Below are 15,669 nucleotides of genomic sequence, written 5' to 3' on the forward strand. Positions count from 1 at the left end.
CGCCCAGCACCGGCAGCACCACCCTCGCTGCCCACACCCTCGTCCCCCGCCTCGCCGCCTCCGGCGGAGAGCCACCCCCCGGCGCCGATTCCGCCGGTCCACACCCCCGTCCCGCCGCACCACATCTACCGGAAAGCGGTGACGATGCAGGGCAACCCCCTCACCCCACACACCTCCGTGATCACCCTCACCCTCCTGCTCACCACCCCGGCGGTTCTGACCGCCGCCCTGCTGCGCCCCCGCTCCGGCAGCCGACGCAACCGCTGACGCGGGTAGGTGGCGGACGCACCGGCCCTCGGGGTGTCGGTAACGACGCCGCCGTCGCGACAACGGAGAACAGAAAGGCTCATCCCGTCAGGCCCTCGCACACCCGCCCCGGCTTGTTCCCGCACTGCGTCTGAAGCGGCCTGAATCGTGCTGAGCCGACACCGAAGACGCGAACACCGACCTGGGCTCGGACGAGGACCCAGCCCAACCCCCCGGGGAAAGGGGACCGACCCCGCCACCGAAGCCGGGCGCCGGGCATGAATCCTCGCCCTCACTCCCGCGAAGCCCCCACCCGACGCCCGGCGCCCGACGCCCTCCACATGCGGCATGCCGTATGCCCGCCGGATGCGATCAAATAGGACGGCCCCGAAACAACAAAATGCCCCGGCCTATTGACAGCCGGGGCATTTCCTCGCGTATATTGATTGTTTCTATGCCGCACAGAAAACGAGGTATAGGGAAGCTTTGTAAGGCCATGATATCGGGGCGGGAGTCACAGTGTCAAACGCGTCGGCCCAGGAATTGCGTAACGAACAGGAATTCATCGACAACCTTCACACACGCCTCGCGGAACTCCGCGACGAGGCCGAAGCCGGGATGAACGCCGCCCTCGCCTCGGCCGGCGGCACCTTCCAGGCCCGGCTGGAGCGCGATGTGCTGGTGGCCGAGCGGTCGGGGCTGCTGGCCGCGTTCAATGCCGGAGAGAACGGGCTCTGCTTCGGACGGCTGGCGTTCCGCGACGGTCGCGACCACCACATCGGCCGCATCGGCATCCGCCGGGACGACGCCGACCGGACGCCCCTCGTCGTCGACTGGCGTGCCGACGTGGCCCGGCCGTTCTATCTCGCCACGGGCCACACGCCCATGGGCCTGCGGCGCAGGCGTCACATCAGCACCGAGGGCCGCCGGGTCACGGCCCTTCACGACGAGATCCTCGACCTCGCCGACCCCGAGCGCACGGGTCTGGAGGGCAGCGACGCCGACGCCGTTCTCCTCGCCGCGCTGGACGCCGCCCGCACCGGGCGGATGCACGACATCGTGCAGACCATCCAGGCGGAGCAGGACCGCATCATCCGCGCCCCGCACCGCGGCGTCATGGTGGTGGAAGGCGGGCCGGGCACCGGGAAGACGGTCGTGGCGCTGCACCGCGCCGCGTACCTGCTGTACGCCCACCGAGAGCAACTGGCCCGCCGCGCCGTGCTGATCGTCGGCCCCAACCCGGCGTTCCTCGGGTACATCGGCGAGGTGCTGCCGTCCCTCGGCGAGACCGGCGTACTGCTCGCGACGCCCGGCGAACTGTTCCCCGGCGTGACCGCCACCGGCACCGACACCCCGCGAGCCGCCGAGGTCAAGGGCGCCGCGACGATGGCGGACGCCCTGGCCGCTTACGTACGGGACCGGCAGACGCTGCCCGACTCGGAACTGGTGATCCCGCACGACGACGGTGACCTCGTACTGGACGAGGCCATCGCCCGGACGGCCCGCGACCGGGCGCGGGCCACACGGCTGCCGCACAACCTCGCGCGCCCCACCTTCGCGTTCGCCGTGATCGACGCCCTCACCGCCCAGCTCGTCGACCGTATCGGGGCCGACCCCTACGGGGGCCCGAACCTCCTCGGACCGGACGACGCCGCCCAGCTCGGCAAGGCGGTGGCGGCTTCTCCCGAAGTGCACGCGGCCATCGAGGAGTTGTGGCCGTCGCTCACCCCGCACCGGCTGGTGGCGGACTTCCTCGCCGACCCCTGCCACCTGCCCCCGGCGGACGCCGACGCCATTCGCCGGAGCACCGGACCGTGGACGCCGGCCGACGTACCGCTGCTGGACGAGGCCGCCGAGTTGCTCGGCGAGGACGACTCGGCCGCCCGCGCCGCGGCCGAGGCCGCCCGGCAGGAACGAATCGCCTATGCCCAGGGCGTGCTCGACATGTCGTACGGCTCCCGCACCCAGGAGTTCGAGGACCTGGACGACGAGGACTCCGAAGTGCTGGCCGCCCACGACGTCGTGGACGCCGAACGGCTCGCGGAACGCCAGGAGGAGGCCGACCACCGCAGCGCCGCCGAACGCGCCGCGGCCGACCGCACCTGGGCGTTCGGCCACATCATCGTGGACGAGGCGCAGGAGCTGTCCCCGATGGCGTGGCGGCTGCTGATGCGCCGCTGCCCGACCCGGTCCATGACCCTCGTCGGCGACCCGGCCCAGACCGCCGAACCGGGCGGCTGCGGATCGTGGGAGGCGGCCCTCGCGCCGTACGTCGGCGACCGCTGGGAGCACGTCCGGCTGGCCGTCAACTACCGTACGCCCGCCGAGATCATGGAGGTGGCGGCGGAGGTGGTCCGCGCCTCCGGCGCCCCGGAGTTCCGGCCGCCGCGCTCGGTCCGCTCCACGGGGGTGCGCCCCTGGGCGCTGCGGACGGACGACGTGCCGGGCGCGGTCGCCGACGCGGTGGACGAGGCCGTCGCCGAGCAGGCCGACGCCCAGGGGGACGGCCAGGGCGGCGGCCGGACCGCCGTCATCGCGCCACGCGCCCTGCACCCCGCCTTGCTCGCCGCCCTCCCGGACGCCTCCTCCGGGCCCGCCCCCGACCTGACCCGGCCGGTGGTGCTGCTCGACCCTCGGCAGGCCAAGGGCCTGGAGTTCGACACGGTGATCCTCGCGGAACCCGACGGACTCGGGACCAGCGACCTGTACGTGGCCCTGACACGGGCCACCCAGCGGCTCGGGGTCGTGCACTCAGGGGCGCTCCCGGCCGGCCTGGCGCCCCTCACAGGGCCCTGACAGGGGCGCCCGCGACCACCACCCAGCCCCTGACACAGGCCCCTGAGCGCCCCCCTACGTCACACCACACCCACCACAGCGGTCCGTCCTCCTCCCCCGCCCAGAGGACGGACCGCTGTGGCGAGGGAAGCGGCGCCGCCCCCCTCCGTCCCCCGTCCCTCTCTCCGTCACCGCCCGTCGGAAGGAGACGACTCCGAAAGAAACGCCAGGATCCGCTTGTTGACCTCCTCCGGTGCCTCCACCATCGGGAAGTGGCCGACCCCATGGAGCAGAGCCCCGTCCGACCCCTCGGGAAGGGCGGCGACGATGTCCACCAGGATCTCCTCGTTCACGACCGGGTCCTCGCTGCCGTGTAGGTAGAGGGTCGGCTGCGACGGCAGCTCCGCGAGCAGTCGCCCCATCTCCCAGCCGTCGGTGCCGAAGGTGTCCGACGGGAAGTTCTGCCGGTAAAGGCCCAGTCCCATCCGGAGGTTGGCGGGGTCGCGCAGCGCGTCCTTGCCGGCCAGCCGGTCCTCGGTGGAGTCGAAGCCCGGGACGTCGCCGCTCCAGTGCTCCCACAGCCAGTCGAGGTAGGCGAAGTCGTTCACGGGGACGAGCCGGTCCGCCACGCCCATCTGGAAGAAGTAGAAGTGGCTGTTCTTGTGGATCTGCTCCGGGACCGCCGCCCTGCGCTCGTAGAACCGCACCGGCGGAACGTCCGCCACGACCACCCGTGACCAGCGCTCGGGCGCGTACGCGGCGGCGCCCCAGGTGGCGAAACCGCCCCAGTCGTGTCCGACGATCACCGCGTCGCCGTCGCCACCGAGGACCTCGTGCAGCGCGTTGGCGTCCGCGATCAGGTCCTTCATCAGCATGCTGCCGTCCGGCGGCACCTGACTGGGCGCGAAGCCCCGCATGTACGGCGCGACGGCCCGGTAGCCGGCCTCCGCGAGCACCGGCATCAGGTGCCGGAACATCCCGGGCGTCTCCGGGAACCCGTGCAGGAGCAATGCGAGCGGGCCCTCGCCCTGCTCGACGTAGGCGAGCTCGACGCCGTTCACGGTGATGCGCTTGGTTTCCACGTGCTACCCCCCATGGAGATCGCTCAAGGAACGACCGCCTGTAACGAACGTTCTATTCAGACGCGGATCACAGTAGCAGCATTAGAACGATCGCTCTAGCGAGTCTCGGCGCGCCCCAGACCACCCCCCTCGCAACCGCCCGCGGGCGCGGCCCCCGGGTGTGGACCCCACCCCCACCTGGGTAACGACTGCTTCAGCCGACGAGAAGGGAGCCGCCGTGCGGATCAACGAGGCCGTCGCCTTGGTGACGGGCGCCAACCGGGGCATCGGACGCGCCCTGGTCACCGAGTTCCTGTCCCGCGGCGCCCCGCGCGTCCACGCCGCCGCGCGCGACCCCCGCACCCTGGAACCGCTGGTCGCCGAGGCCCCGGACCGGATCGTCCCGCTCGCCCTCGACATCACCGACCCGGCCGCCGTCACGGCCGCCGCGGAGGCCGCGTCCGACGTGACGCTCCTGGTCAACAACGCCGGGCGGCACGCCATGGGCCACCTGCTCGACATGGACCTGGCCGACGTCGAGGCGGTCATGCGGACGAACTGGCTGGGCACTCTCCGCGTCCTGCGCGCCTTCGCCCCCGTCGTGGAACGCAACGGCGGCGGTGCCGTCGCCAACCTCATCAGCATCGGCGCCTTCGGCGGCACCCCCGCGATGGGCCCCTACCCCGCGTCCAAGGCCGCGCTCGCCCTGCTGACCCAGGCCGTCCGGAGGGACCTGGCCCCGCGCGGGATCACCGTGCACGGCGTCTTCCCCGGCCCCGTCGAGACGGACATGCTGCGCTACGCCACCGGCCACCTGCGCGACGTCGACGGCATCCCCGTGGCGTCGGCCGCCGACGCGGCCCGGGCCATCACCGACGGCATCGAGGCCGGCGACGAAGAGATCTTCCCCGACCCCTTCGCCCGGGAGATCCGGGAGGGCCTGCGGGCGGACGCCAAGGCCGTGGAGCGGCTGCTCGTCTCCATGGAGTGAGCGGCGGACTCCGCCCCCACTCCCACATGCGGAGCATCCGCCCCCGGGGGATCATCGGTCCCATGGAGCACACCCTCCGGCTCGCCCAGCAGGAGGACGCCGACGCGCTGCTCTCCCGCAGCCCGCTCGCCGCCCTGATCGGGATGCTGCTCGACCAGCAGATCCCGATGGAGTGGGCCTTCACCGGCCCGTACACCCTCGCCCGGCGCCTGGGCCGCGACGACCTCGACGCGCATGAGATCGCCGCGTACGACCCCGAGGCGTTCGTGGAGCTCTGCGCCGCCAAACCGGCCGTCCACCGCTACCCGGCCGCCATGGCCGAGCGGATCCAGCGGCTCTGCCGCCACCTCGTCGAGCGGTACGACGGTGACGCGGCCGCCGTCTGGCGGGACGCGACCACCGGCACGGAACTGCTGCGGCGCCTCACCGACCTGCCGGGTTTCGGCCGGCAGAAGGCACAGATCTTCCTAGCCCTGCTGGGCAAGCGGCTCGGTGTGCGCCCCGACGGCTGGCGGGAGGCCGCGGGCCCGTACGGGGAGGAGAGGAGTCACCGTTCGGTGGCGGACATCACCGGCCCCGACTCGCTGCGCGAGGTGCGCGCCTTCAAGCAGGCGGCCAAACAGAAGGCGAAACAGGAGAGGGAGCGGGGGAAGCAGGGGATGGAGCGAGAGAAGGGGAGAGGAAAGACGACGCCGCCGGAGCGCTGAGCGGACCGCGGCTTCCGGTATGCGGCCGATTGTCGCCTTCCCACTCCCGTGCCATGGCTGCGCTCGACACCACCGGCCCGGTAGGCTTTCCGTGTGATCTTCAAGCGCATCGGAAACGGTCGGCCGTACCCCGACCACGGCCGGGAAAGCACCCGCCAGTGGGCGGACGTCGCCCCGCGCCCGGTACGCCTTGACCAGCTGGTGACCACCAAGCAGCAGCTCGACCTGGAAACGCTGCTCGCGGAGGACTCGACCTTCTACGGCGACCTCTTCGCCCACGTCGTGAAGTGGCAGGGAGACCTCTACCTGGAGGACGGCCTGCACCGCGCCGTGCGCGCCGCGCTCCAGCAGCGCCAAGTGCTGCACGCCCGCGTGCTCGAGCTGGACTGACGCCCCCGGATACCGGCCCCGCGCCGGCCCGGCACCGCTCCGGCAGGGGTCTGTCACCCCTCCCGCCCCTTCGTTCTCGGCCGTTTCCGGCCGTTATTGGCCCTTTTGGGTTGGGGTCGGCGCAACCGTTGATCATCTAGTAGGCACCGGCTCCCGCCCGCACTACGCTGCGCCCATGAGCATGCTCACCCCTCCTGGCATGGGCGGCAAGTACCGCGTCACGGGCCGTCGGTTCCCGCATATGCGCCGCCCGAGGAATCCGCGGAGGGTCGTGCTCGCCGCGGTCGCCGCGGTCGCCGTCCTGGGGCTGGGCGGCTGGGGAACGCTCCAGCTCGTGGACGTCTTCTCGGGCGGCGGGGGCGGCTCCCCACAGGCGGCGCGGAAGAGCGCGGACTGCGGCCGGGACGGGCACGGCGACAAGACGGACGCCCGGGCCCCCGGGCACTCCGCGCCCCGCGAGGCACTGCCCCGGCCGGCCGACATCACCGTCAACGTCTACAACGCCACCCCGCGCAGCGGCCTGGCCAAGACGACCGCGGACGAACTGAAGGCGCGCGGCTTCCGCATCGGCAAGGTGGGCAACGCCCCCGCGCCCTACGACAAGAACGTCGAGGGCACGGCGCTGCTGCTCGGTTCGCCCGACGACGCCGACGGGGCGATGCGCGTCCTGGAGGAGCAGATCGGCGAAGCGGCGGTGAAGAGCGACGTCCGCAAGGGGGCGGACATCGATCTGATCATCGGCACCGGCTTCAAGGAGCTGCGGCCCGTGCCTGACGCGAGCCGGGCACCGGCCGCGCCCCGGCCGGCCCCGTCGTCCCCCGCGCCGTCGAAGAGCGCGACGAAGTGCTGAGACGAGGAGGGGACCGGTCGGACCGCGGGGACCAGGGGGGCCAGGTGGACCGATCGGACCGATCAGACCGATCAGACCGACTGGACCGGTCGGACCCGCTGGGCCGGTGGTTCCCGGAGCCCGCCGGTACGTCGGCAGCACGTCACTGACGGCTCACCGGCGGCTCACCGGAGGGTCACCGGCAGCCGCCGTTTAGCGGCTCCCCCGGCGCCCGGGGTGCCGGCGGCGGCTCAGCCGGCCGTCCCGTACATGCGGTCGCCCGCGTCGCCCAGGCCCGGCACGATGTAGCCGTCCTCGTTGAGGCGCTCGTCCACCGAGGCGGTGACGACGGTCACCGGGGTGCCCGCGAGCTCCCGCTCCATGACCTCGACGCCCTCGGGGGCGGCGAGCAGGCAGATGGCGGTGACGTCGTCCGCGCCGCGCGCGATCAGCTCGCGGATCGCCGCGACCAGCGTGCCGCCGGTGGCCAGCATGGGGTCGAGGACGTATACCTGGCGGCCGGAGAGGTCGTCCGGCATGCGCGTCGCGTACGTCTCCGCCTTGAGAGTCTCCTCGTTGCGGATCATGCCCAGGAAGCCGACCTCGGCCGTGGGCAGCAGCCGGACCATGCCGTCGAGCATGCCCAGGCCGGCCCGGAGGATCGGCACCACCAGCGGGCGCGGGTGGGACAGCTTGACGCCGGTGGTCGCGGTGACCGGCGACTCGATGTCGACCTGTTCGGTCCGCACGTCCCGCGTCGCCTCGTAGGCGAGCAGGGTGACCAGCTCGTCGGCGAGCCGCCGGAACGTGGGGGAGTCGGTGCGCTTGTCGCGCAGCGTGGTGAGTTTGTGCGCCACCAGCGGGTGGTCGACGACGTGGATCCGCATGACATCGACATTATCCGAGCTTTCGGACACCGGCTCCCGGCCCCACGGTGGCATCACTCCACCACTAAGGGGGAAAGTGGGCACGTACGCCCGGCCTGCCGCGCCGGGCGAGACCCTCGGCACGAGGTGGTGCTGCGCATGGCCGACCGTGACGAACGCGAATCCGGGGCCCGGAAAGCCCCGGAAAATCCGGCGGAACAGGCCGTTCCAGGGAAACGGCCCAGGGAGCGGCCCCGAGAGCGCCCCCGCGAGCGGCCGGCCGAACGGGCCGGCCGGCGAACCGGCAGGAGCACAGGCGAAGGGACCGCTGAACAGACCGGCGAACAGACCGGCGAACGAGCAGGTGAACGGAGTGGCGGACGGATCGGCGCGCAAGCCGCTGACCGGCCCGCCGAACGGATCCGGGAACGTCCGGCAGCCCCGGACGCCCCCGTGGACGACGACGCGGAGCGACGGCGCCGCCGGGCGCAGTTCCTCCGTGAGCTGAACGAGGCCCGGGAGCTCCGCGACCGGGTGCAGCCGCGCCGCGCCCGGGCGGCCAGGATGCGCCAGCAGATGCGTATGCGAACGTTCAGATGGTGAGCGACGGCTCCGGACGGCGGACAGCCGACGCGACGTGGTGACGGCCGTCACGTCGGCACTCGTCGGCATCCGTAGGCACCCGCTGTCGCCGCGGCATCCGGTTCCGGGGTTTCTCCGGGACGGCGCACGGGTCGCCTTCCGGGAAAACCCCGAAGGTGCCCCGGGACGCGCCTCGAACGCGCCCCGGATGGCGGTCCGGGGTGCCGCCAAGCGGCCGCGCCCCGGCGGAACGTCGCCCGAATCTCTCGGACTACTGCACGACGCAGCGCGGAAGACCTCTCGCAACGGCCGGGTTTCTGCCACGATTCCGAGTGGGCGGGGTGCTGTCCCCGTCCGGCCCGGCACCGCCTATGACCAGTGGGAGAGTCACGGTGTACTTCGCCGCATTGCTCGCGCGCTCCGACGACGGGTGGGAAGCGAGCGACACAGACCTCGACAACGTGGAAACCCTGTCCGACCTCGTCGACCTGGCCCGTGACGCCTCGCTCGACGACGACACGGTCCTGGTGTTCATCGAGCAGGAGGACGCCTGGTTCGGCATCGTCCGGGTGGACGGCGAGGACGACCCGCGGATCTTCCTCTCGGACGCCCCGCTCGCCAAGCGGAGTTCCTACGGCTCCATGCTCATCGACGAGCTCCTCGGACGGGACGAGGACGGGGCCGACGACCTCGACACCCTCGACCTCGACGGCACGGAGGACGGCGAGCCGGAGCCCGCCGAGGACGAGGCCGACACCCCGGACGCCGCCGCCGGGACGGTGCCGAGCGGCCCGCTCGGCGACACCCGGCTGCTGGAGGACGTCGGCGTGAGCGAGCGCCGGCTGCTGGCCCTCAACGGGGAAGCCCTCAGCGAGATCGCCGACGCCCTCGGCTGCACCGACGTCCTGGAGGCCGTCCGCTGAGGGGCGCGGGGGCGTGAGCCGGCGGGGCTCGCCCACACTGGTCCCATGAACGACGCCGCCCCCGGCCGCCCGCCCGGTCCCGACCCCGTCCGCGATCCCTGGCTCCCCGCGATGCGGGCCGCCCTGGAGGAGGCCGCGCTGGCCCCGGGCACGGGCGACGTCCCGGTCGGGGCCGTCGTCCTGGCCCCGGACGGCACGGTCATCGGCCGCGGCCGGAACGAGCGCGAGGCCACCGGCGACCCCACCGGCCACGCGGAGGTGCTCGCCGTCCGCGAGGCCGCCCGCGCCGTCGGCGAGTGGCGCCTGACCGGCTGCACCCTGGTCGTCACCCTGGAGCCGTGCACCATGTGCGCCGGCGCCATCGTCCTCTCCCGGCTCGACCGCGTCGTCTACGGCGCCGCCGACGAGAAGGCGGGCGCCGCCGGCTCCCTCTGGGACGTGGTCCGCGACCGGCGGCTCAACCACCGTCCGGAGGTCATCACCGGCGTCCTCGCCGACGAGTGCTCCGCCCTCCTCACCGACTTCTTCCGCACCCGCTGACCCTCGCCGGCCCCCGGCCGCCCACCGCGCCGGCACCGCTCCGCCCCCGCCTCCGGGGAACCGATTTCGGACCACGGCCACTCGTCCGCTAAGCTCTCTCTCGGTAGCGTGTCCGAGCGGCCTAAGGAGCACGCCTCGAAAGCGTGTGAGGGGGCAACTCCTCCGTGGGTTCAAATCCCACCGCTACCGCTCTTCGCATCGAGGGCCCGACCTGATCCAGGTCGGGCCCTCGGTCGTGCTCCGGCGTGGAAGTCCGGTTCGGTCCGGTCGGCGGGTCGTGGCGGGGGGTCAAGGATCCGTATGGGGTGTCGGTCCCGTGTCCTGGTGTGCGGTGGGTCTTCGTACGATCAAGTGTGGTGAAACCGTGATGGGTAGGCCTGGAGAACGTCCTCGCAGGGAACCCGGGAATCTGACGTCGCGCATACTCGTCCTCGGGGTCTTCGCGGCCGTCGGCGGGATCGCGGGATCCGTCCGTGCCGTCGCCCGGGGCGACGGCGTGCTCACCGTTCTCGCCCTCTTGGGGATCGGCGTCCTCGGTGTCGCGCTCGCGGTCGCGTACGTCGTGGACTACGCCAGACGGTGATCGTCAGGGTGCCCGGCTATCCCTGTCGGGCGGTGTCCCCGCCCCGGTGGAAGGTGCTCCGGGCCCAGAGGTAGCCGGCCAGGGTGAGGGCGAGACACCAGGCGAGGGCGATGGGGCCGCTGGTGCCGATCTCCGTGCCGGTCAGGAGGCCCCGGAGGGTTTCGGTGACGGAGGTGAAGGGCTGGTACTCGGCGAACCAGCGGAGGCCCGTGGGCATGGATTCCGGGGGGACGACCGCGCTGCCGAGGAAGGGGAGGAACTGGAGGGGCAGCGGAATGTTGCTCGCGGACTCCGGGGTCCTCGCCACCAGGCCGATGCCGGCCGCGAGCCAGGTGAGGGCGAAGGTGAGCAGCGTCATGAGGCCGGCGGCCGCGAGCCACTCGACGGGGTTCGCGTGCGGCCGGAAGCCGACGAGCAGGGCGACGGCGACGACGCAGACGACGCTCAGCATGGTCTGGATGACGCAGCCGACGACGTGGCCGGTCAGGAAGGCGGACCGTGAGATCGCCATCGTCCGGAAGCGGTTGACGATGCCCTCGGTCATGTCGACGCAGACTCCGACGGCGGCCACCAGGGCGCCGGATGTGGCGGCCATGAGGATGATGCCGGGTGCCAGGTAGCCGACGTACTCCCCGCGGGAGGCCGGGCCGCCGATGCCGGCGCCGAGGGCGCCTCCGAAGACGTAGGTGAAGAGGAGCAGCATCAGCACCGGCGTCATGACGACCGAGGTGGTCAGGGACGGATAGCGCCGGGCGTGCTTGAGGTTGCGGCGCAGCATCGTCAGGGAGTCGGCGAGGGCGTGGGAGGGGCTGGTCACCGGGGGCTCTCCGTTCGGAAACCGGCGTCCGGACGGCCGGTGAGGCTGAGGAAGACGTCGTCGAGATCGGGCGTGTGGACGCTCAGCGACTCGGCCCGGACCGCCGCGTGGTCCAGGACGTCGAGGACGGCGCGGAGGGTGGGCACGCTGTCGTCGCCGGGGATCCGCAGGGTGAGGCCCTCGTGGTCGGCGGTGCCGGTGCCGAACAGCCCGGCGGCGGACGCGAGTCCGTCGGAGTCGCGGAACCGGAGGCTGATGTGGGCGCCGGGCACCCGCCGCTTCAGTTCCTCGGCGGTGCCCTCGGCGACCAGTACGCCGCGGTCCAGGACGGCTATGCGGTCGGCGAGCCGGTCCGCCTCCTCCAGGTACTGCGTGGTGAGGAACACCGTCACCCCGTCTTCGTCCACCGACTCCCGGATGATCTCCCACATGACGCGGCGGCTGCGCGGGTCGAGGCCCGTCGTCGGTTCGTCGAGGAAGACGACGCGCGGCGCGCCGACGAGCGTCATGGCCAGGTCCAGCTTGCGCCGCATGCCGCCGGAGAAGGTGGCGGCGGTCCGGTCGGCCGCGTCGGTGAGGTCGAAGCGGTCGAGGAGGCGCTCGGTGCGCAGGCGGCCCTCGCGGCGGCCCAGGTGGTGCAGGTCCGCCATGAGCGTCATGTTCTCGCGGGCGGTGAGCAGGTTGTCCACGGCGGAGAACTGGCCGGTGACGCCGATGCCGGCGCGTACCGCGTCGGGCTCGCGGAGCAGGTCGTGGCCCGCGACCCGGGCCTCGCCCGCGTCGGGGGTGATGAGGGTGGAGAGGATCCGGACGGTGGTGGTCTTGCCGGCGCCGTTCGGGCCGAGCAGCGCGAAGACCGTTCCCTCGGGGATGCACAGGTCGATTCCGTCCAGGACCGGCCGACCGCCGTAGGACTTGCACAGGCCGGTGGCGCTGATCGCCGCCGTTCCGGGTGGGGCGGGTTGGGCGGGTGGGGTGATCGGTGCGGTCATGACGTTCTGCCTTCTCTGGGGTGAAAGGTCACGAGCGGTGGAGAACGGTGGAGCCACGTTGGAGCCATGGAGCGCGTGCCGGGCCGGCGGTACGACGTGTCAGGTGCGGGGTTTCGGTCGGGTGCCGCCCGTCACGCGCGTCGGATCTCGATGTCCCCGATCCCCGTACGGGCGCGGACCTCGACGGTGTTCTCGGCCGCGCCGGGGCCGTCGGACGGGGTGAGCAGGTTGCGGACGCTGCCGAGGCGGGTGTTCACGTCGAGCCAGGCGGCCGTCGAGGCGCCGATGCCGACCTCCAGGTCACCGGCCGAGGACTGGAGCGAGACCCGGCCGCGGACCACCTCGCCCAAGCGGATGCCGCCGTTCGCGGACCTGGCGTCGACGTCCCCGCGGGCCACTCCGACGGAGATCGCCCCGTTGGACGAACCGACCCGGAGGTCACCTCCGACCTCGCCGAGCACCGTCTCGCCGTTGAGGTTCTTGACCGTCGCCGTACCTCCGATCGCTCCCGCGTCGATCGGGCCGGCGGCGACGAGTTCGGCGTCGCCGGTCGCGCGGTCGAGGCGGATGCCGCCGTGGCTCGTCCTGAGCCGTGCCGTCGCCGTTTCGCCGACGTGGACGTGGCCGGTCGACATCTTCAGCCGGCAGTCGCCGAGACGGCCTTCGCAGAGGAGGTCGCCGATGAGCGCGGTGGCCCGGACGTCGGACCCGGCCGGCAGCTCGATCCGTACCTCGACGGAGCCGGTCGGGCCGAACAGGGCACGCTGACGAGGCCCCTTGACCAGCAGGGCGCCGTCCGTACAGGTCACCCGGGTCTGCCCGGCCGCCCGGACGTCGACGTCCTCGGTGGGGTCGGTCGGCAGGACCTCGACGACGGTGTCCGCGCGGTCGCCGGCGATGACGCGGAGCACTCCGATGTCGAACTCGACGGTGGCGGTGACCGGTTCGGGCGTCTCGAAATAAGGCATGGCTGTGCCGTCCTCATGACTGGGTGGGATGCGGGACCGACGGTTGGACGGGCGGGAGGAAGGGGTGGAGGGAGCGGTCGTGTGCGTGGGGAGACGGGTGGTCCGTGGCGGGCGGGTGGTCCGTGGCGCCATCGTGGCACCGGGCCGGCGCCATGCCTCCGGTTCACGCCCCCTGCCGCCCTCCCGCCGTACGACGGGCTAGCGGACCCAGCCCGTGAAGGTCTGGCCCCGGTGGCGTGTCGGTCCCGCCGGGCGGCCGGCGCGCTCGCCGGTCTCCAGCGCGGCGGCGACCGCCCGGACCAGCCAGGCGTTCACCGACAAGCCCTCGCGACCGGCAGCCTCTTCGGCTCGCGCCTTGAGGTGTGCGGGAAGCCGCAGGTTGACCCGGGCGGTACCGCCCTCGTCGCTGTCTCGTTGGGCGGGGGACGACGGCGAAGTGCCTCCGGGGGCACCACCCGGTGCAGCGTCGGGTGGCACGTCCTCCGGGTGCAGGCCCTGGCCCGGCGGCGACGTCACCACGAATTCCGGGTCCAGGCCGCGGAGGCGTACGTCGACCGAGCCCGGTGCGAGATCGCGGGTGACCTCCTCCATGGCGGTGGAGAGGGCGTTCAGCAAGGTGAGCCGGGTGGCCGATTCCAGCGGCGCGGTCAGCCGTTCGGCGAGGGCGCGCGCTTCGTCCCCGCCCGCGTTCGCGGCGACCGCGAGCTCCCGGCGGAGGGCGTCGACGTACGGGGTGAGATCCATGACGCCACTATGGCGCCAAAGTGGCACCACTGCAAGGGGTTTGGTGCCACCCGAGCTGGAGAAGGTGGTGGCGCGTGCGATGCGCGCAGGTCAGGGCGCGAATGACTTCGTGCGGCACAACGGGCCGACCCCGCGTAGTTGTTGAGCATGGATCAGGGGACGAGCAGCGATAGGTGAGCGCGGTGCGGGTGAGCGGTGGCGCGCCCTCCGGCCACCGCCGCACCCCCGCCCCATGCCCGTCCGCTGCGCCGGGACGCTTCCGTCAAGCGGCCCGCACGTCACCCCGTCCTCGTCGGGCACGGCCGGGGCTCCGGCCGCCACGCCCACCGGCAGTACGGACGCCCCGCCGGTGACAGCGGACGCGCCGCACGCACCGGACACGCCGGGAACGCCGGACGCACCGGACGCCTGCGCAGCCCTCGTACCGCCCGGAACACCCGGAGCTCCCGAAGCCTCCGGCGCCATGCCCTCGCCCGGGCCCGCCGCCCCTGAGGAAGCTCCGTCGGCATCGGTCCTGCCAGGCGTTCCGAACGCGACCGTCGGGCCCGAAGGTCCGGACGGGCCGGCTGGAGCAGACGGAACAGGAGGGCCTGGCAGGCCCGGCCGGCCCGCCGATCCCGCCGGCCCTGCCGGCCCAGGCAGTCCCGCCCGACCCGTCGTACCCGACGGACCGGGCGGTGCGTCCAACCACTGGAAGACCGGCTCCAGCCGCACGATGCGGATCACTTTGGACACGCGCGGACCGCCCCGCACCACCCGTAGCCGCCCGCCACCGCGGGCCACCCGGTTGCGGACACGGAGCAGCAGGCGGAGGCCGCTCGCGTCCAGGAAGGTCACACCCCGTAGGTCGATGACGAGGTCGGCGTGGCGGCGGCCGGCCAGGGCCTCCAGCCGGGGGCCGAGCTCCTGCTCGGCCAGAATGTCGATCTCTCCGGACAGTTCAATGGTGACCGCTCCCCCCGCCACACGCTCCCGCATGGTGAAGGCGAGCTCGTACCCGCCCATGCGAACCTCACCGTTCTCCCTCACTCATGTACCGCACACCGGACCCCGTTCCCACGCACCGGGACGGCAGCTCCGGCAAGCCGGTGAGCGCCTCGGGCCGTGTGCCTTTCTGGTGCCCCGACGTCGGCCTCTTCTCACCTCAACTGACCCAGAGTTCATCCGCGTTGGGAACTTCCTCGGCACCACGGGGGAGTCGCGCGCATACGAGTGCGAGCTCGACCGGACTCGGAGCCGGGAAGCGAGGGCGCGACGGACGAGAGGCGAAGAGCGGGAGACGTCGGCGAAGCGGCCCGAAGGCGGCGAACGCGGACGCGTCGCGGGAGTGAAGAAGGGGCGGGGGAAGGAAGAGGGGTAAGAGGTGGGGGGAAGCGGCATCGGGGGGACAAGCCGCTTCCCCCCATGAGGGCACGGACCCCGAGTACGGGCCGCAGTCAGGGGAAGCGCGCGGCCCGGACCCCGCAGAGGGGTTCCATGTCCCAGGCCCGACGGATTCCTGCCAGATCCGGCGGGCACTCCCCCCATCCTCCGCTCCCGGCCATGGAGGACGGACGGGCGAAGGGCCCGGTTCGCCGGGGCTTAAGTCCTTAAAGGTGGCGTGAGGATGCGATGCGGCGGCCTCGGCGGCCCGGGAGGGCCGGAGGACGCCCCCT

General features: G+C 72.7%; 16 protein-coding genes, 1 tRNA gene and 1 pseudogene. 11 read left to right on the top strand and 7 right to left on the bottom strand.

The features are described from left to right. A pseudogene (locus ACSNOK_RS09160) lies at window positions 1-267 on the top strand (hypothetical protein); the annotation flags it as partial. Between the two features lie 522 nt (window positions 268-789). Further along, window positions 790-3,042, top strand: coding sequence for a HelD family protein (locus tag ACSNOK_RS09165; protein ID WP_436780123.1), 2,253 nt, complete (start codon window positions 790-792; stop codon window positions 3,040-3,042). 167 nt (window positions 3,043-3,209) lie between these two features. Here the strand turns inward: ACSNOK_RS09165 and ACSNOK_RS09170 are convergent, their stop codons facing one another. Next, window positions 3,210-4,103 (bottom strand): alpha/beta fold hydrolase, encoded by an 894-nt coding sequence (locus tag ACSNOK_RS09170; RefSeq protein ID WP_436780103.1) that lies wholly within the window; start codon window positions 4,101-4,103, stop codon window positions 3,210-3,212. A 217-nt stretch (window positions 4,104-4,320) separates the two neighbouring features. Between ACSNOK_RS09170 and ACSNOK_RS09175 the strand changes: the two genes are divergently transcribed. The 4 genes from ACSNOK_RS09175 to ACSNOK_RS09190 all read left to right on the top strand — a co-directional run bounded on the left by ACSNOK_RS09175 (window position 4,321) and on the right by ACSNOK_RS09190 (window position 7,020). Beyond that, window positions 4,321-5,073 carry an SDR family NAD(P)-dependent oxidoreductase gene (locus tag ACSNOK_RS09175; protein WP_436780104.1) on the top strand — a complete coding sequence of 251 codons (753 nt, stop codon included), beginning with the start codon at window positions 4,321-4,323 and terminating at the stop codon, window positions 5,071-5,073. 62 nt (window positions 5,074-5,135) lie between these two features. Beyond that, entirely contained in the window at window positions 5,136-5,780 is a 645-nt protein-coding gene (locus ACSNOK_RS09180; RefSeq protein WP_436780105.1) for an HhH-GPD-type base excision DNA repair protein, read from the top strand. A gap of 93 nt (window positions 5,781-5,873) precedes the next feature. Next, window positions 5,874-6,170 (top strand): type II toxin-antitoxin system VapB family antitoxin, encoded by a 297-nt coding sequence (locus ACSNOK_RS09185; RefSeq protein ID WP_004943146.1) that lies wholly within the window; start codon window positions 5,874-5,876, stop codon window positions 6,168-6,170. 175 nt (window positions 6,171-6,345) lie between these two features. Beyond that, window positions 6,346-7,020 carry a LytR C-terminal domain-containing protein gene (locus tag ACSNOK_RS09190; RefSeq protein WP_436780106.1) on the top strand — a complete coding sequence of 225 codons (675 nt, stop codon included), beginning with the start codon at window positions 6,346-6,348 and terminating at the stop codon, window positions 7,018-7,020. A 230-nt stretch (window positions 7,021-7,250) separates the two neighbouring features. Here ACSNOK_RS09190 and upp read toward each other — a convergent pair whose 3' ends face one another. Then, window positions 7,251-7,886: a uracil phosphoribosyltransferase gene (gene upp, locus ACSNOK_RS09195; RefSeq protein WP_004943140.1), complete on the bottom strand. Its 636-nt coding sequence runs from the start codon at window positions 7,884-7,886 to the stop codon at window positions 7,251-7,253. A gap of 363 nt (window positions 7,887-8,249) precedes the next feature. Between upp and ACSNOK_RS09200 the strand changes: the two genes are divergently transcribed. The 5 genes from ACSNOK_RS09200 (at window position 8,250) to ACSNOK_RS09220 (ending at window position 10,493) form a co-directional block, all read left to right on the top strand. Beyond that, window positions 8,250-8,468: a hypothetical protein gene (locus ACSNOK_RS09200; protein WP_436780124.1), complete on the top strand. Its 219-nt coding sequence runs from the start codon at window positions 8,250-8,252 to the stop codon at window positions 8,466-8,468. A 371-nt stretch (window positions 8,469-8,839) separates the two neighbouring features. Continuing rightward, window positions 8,840-9,370: a tRNA adenosine deaminase-associated protein gene (locus tag ACSNOK_RS09205; protein WP_436780125.1), complete on the top strand. Its 531-nt coding sequence runs from the start codon at window positions 8,840-8,842 to the stop codon at window positions 9,368-9,370. 45 nt (window positions 9,371-9,415) lie between these two features. Then, entirely contained in the window at window positions 9,416-9,910 is a 495-nt protein-coding gene (tadA, locus tag ACSNOK_RS09210; protein WP_436780107.1) for a tRNA adenosine(34) deaminase TadA, read from the top strand. A gap of 102 nt (window positions 9,911-10,012) precedes the next feature. Next, window positions 10,013-10,099, top strand: a tRNA-Ser gene (locus tag ACSNOK_RS09215). Window positions 10,100-10,277: 178 nt separating this feature from the next. Beyond that, window positions 10,278-10,493, top strand: a complete 216-nt coding sequence (locus ACSNOK_RS09220; RefSeq protein WP_436780108.1) for a hypothetical protein — start codon at window positions 10,278-10,280, stop codon at window positions 10,491-10,493. Between the two features lie 16 nt (window positions 10,494-10,509). On the opposite strand, the gene ACSNOK_RS09225 is transcribed toward ACSNOK_RS09220, so the two are convergent. The 5 genes from ACSNOK_RS09225 to ACSNOK_RS09245 all read right to left on the bottom strand — a co-directional run bounded on the left by ACSNOK_RS09225 (window position 10,510) and on the right by ACSNOK_RS09245 (window position 15,019). Next, window positions 10,510-11,310 (bottom strand): ABC transporter permease, encoded by an 801-nt coding sequence (locus ACSNOK_RS09225; RefSeq protein ID WP_436780109.1) that lies wholly within the window; start codon window positions 11,308-11,310, stop codon window positions 10,510-10,512. Next, window positions 11,307-12,302, bottom strand: coding sequence for an ATP-binding cassette domain-containing protein (locus ACSNOK_RS09230; protein WP_436780110.1), 996 nt, complete (start codon window positions 12,300-12,302; stop codon window positions 11,307-11,309). The genes ACSNOK_RS09225 and ACSNOK_RS09230 overlap by 4 nt, the downstream gene beginning before the upstream one ends. 131 nt (window positions 12,303-12,433) lie before the next feature. Further along, window positions 12,434-13,270, bottom strand: coding sequence for a DUF4097 family beta strand repeat-containing protein (locus ACSNOK_RS09235; protein ID WP_436780111.1), 837 nt, complete (start codon window positions 13,268-13,270; stop codon window positions 12,434-12,436). A gap of 198 nt (window positions 13,271-13,468) precedes the next feature. Continuing rightward, a complete protein-coding gene (locus ACSNOK_RS09240; protein WP_436780112.1) occupies window positions 13,469-14,014 on the bottom strand; it encodes a hypothetical protein in 546 nt (181 codons plus the stop codon). Between the two features lie 90 nt (window positions 14,015-14,104). After that, window positions 14,105-15,019, bottom strand: a complete 915-nt coding sequence (locus tag ACSNOK_RS09245) for an anti-sigma factor antagonist (RefSeq protein ID WP_436780113.1) — start codon at window positions 15,017-15,019, stop codon at window positions 14,105-14,107. Window positions 15,020-15,669: the final 650 nt, after the last annotated feature.

The organism is Streptomyces sp. URMC 126 (assembly GCF_051386555.1).
Lineage (GTDB): Bacteria > Actinomycetota > Actinomycetes > Streptomycetales > Streptomycetaceae > Streptomyces.

Excerpts from the sequence above, each read along its gene's own strand:
- ACSNOK_RS09180 (WP_436780105.1), top strand. The coding sequence starts at position 5,136 with ATGGAGCACACCCTCCGGCTCGCCCAGCAGGAGGACGCCGACGCGCTG.
- ACSNOK_RS09190 (WP_436780106.1), top strand. The coding sequence starts at position 6,346 with ATGAGCATGCTCACCCCTCCTGGCATGGGCGGCAAGTACCGCGTCACG.
- upp (WP_004943140.1), bottom strand. The coding sequence starts at position 7,886 with ATGCGGATCCACGTCGTCGACCACCCGCTGGTGGCGCACAAACTCACC.
- tadA (WP_436780107.1), top strand. The coding sequence starts at position 9,416 with ATGAACGACGCCGCCCCCGGCCGCCCGCCCGGTCCCGACCCCGTCCGC.
- ACSNOK_RS09220 (WP_436780108.1), top strand. The coding sequence starts at position 10,278 with ATGGGTAGGCCTGGAGAACGTCCTCGCAGGGAACCCGGGAATCTGACG.
- ACSNOK_RS09230 (WP_436780110.1), bottom strand. The coding sequence starts at position 12,302 with ATGACCGCACCGATCACCCCACCCGCCCAACCCGCCCCACCCGGAACG.
- ACSNOK_RS09235 (WP_436780111.1), bottom strand. The coding sequence starts at position 13,270 with ATGCCTTATTTCGAGACGCCCGAACCGGTCACCGCCACCGTCGAGTTC.
- ACSNOK_RS09240 (WP_436780112.1), bottom strand. The coding sequence starts at position 14,014 with ATGGATCTCACCCCGTACGTCGACGCCCTCCGCCGGGAGCTCGCGGTC.
- ACSNOK_RS09245 (WP_436780113.1), bottom strand. The coding sequence starts at position 15,019 with ATGGGCGGGTACGAGCTCGCCTTCACCATGCGGGAGCGTGTGGCGGGG.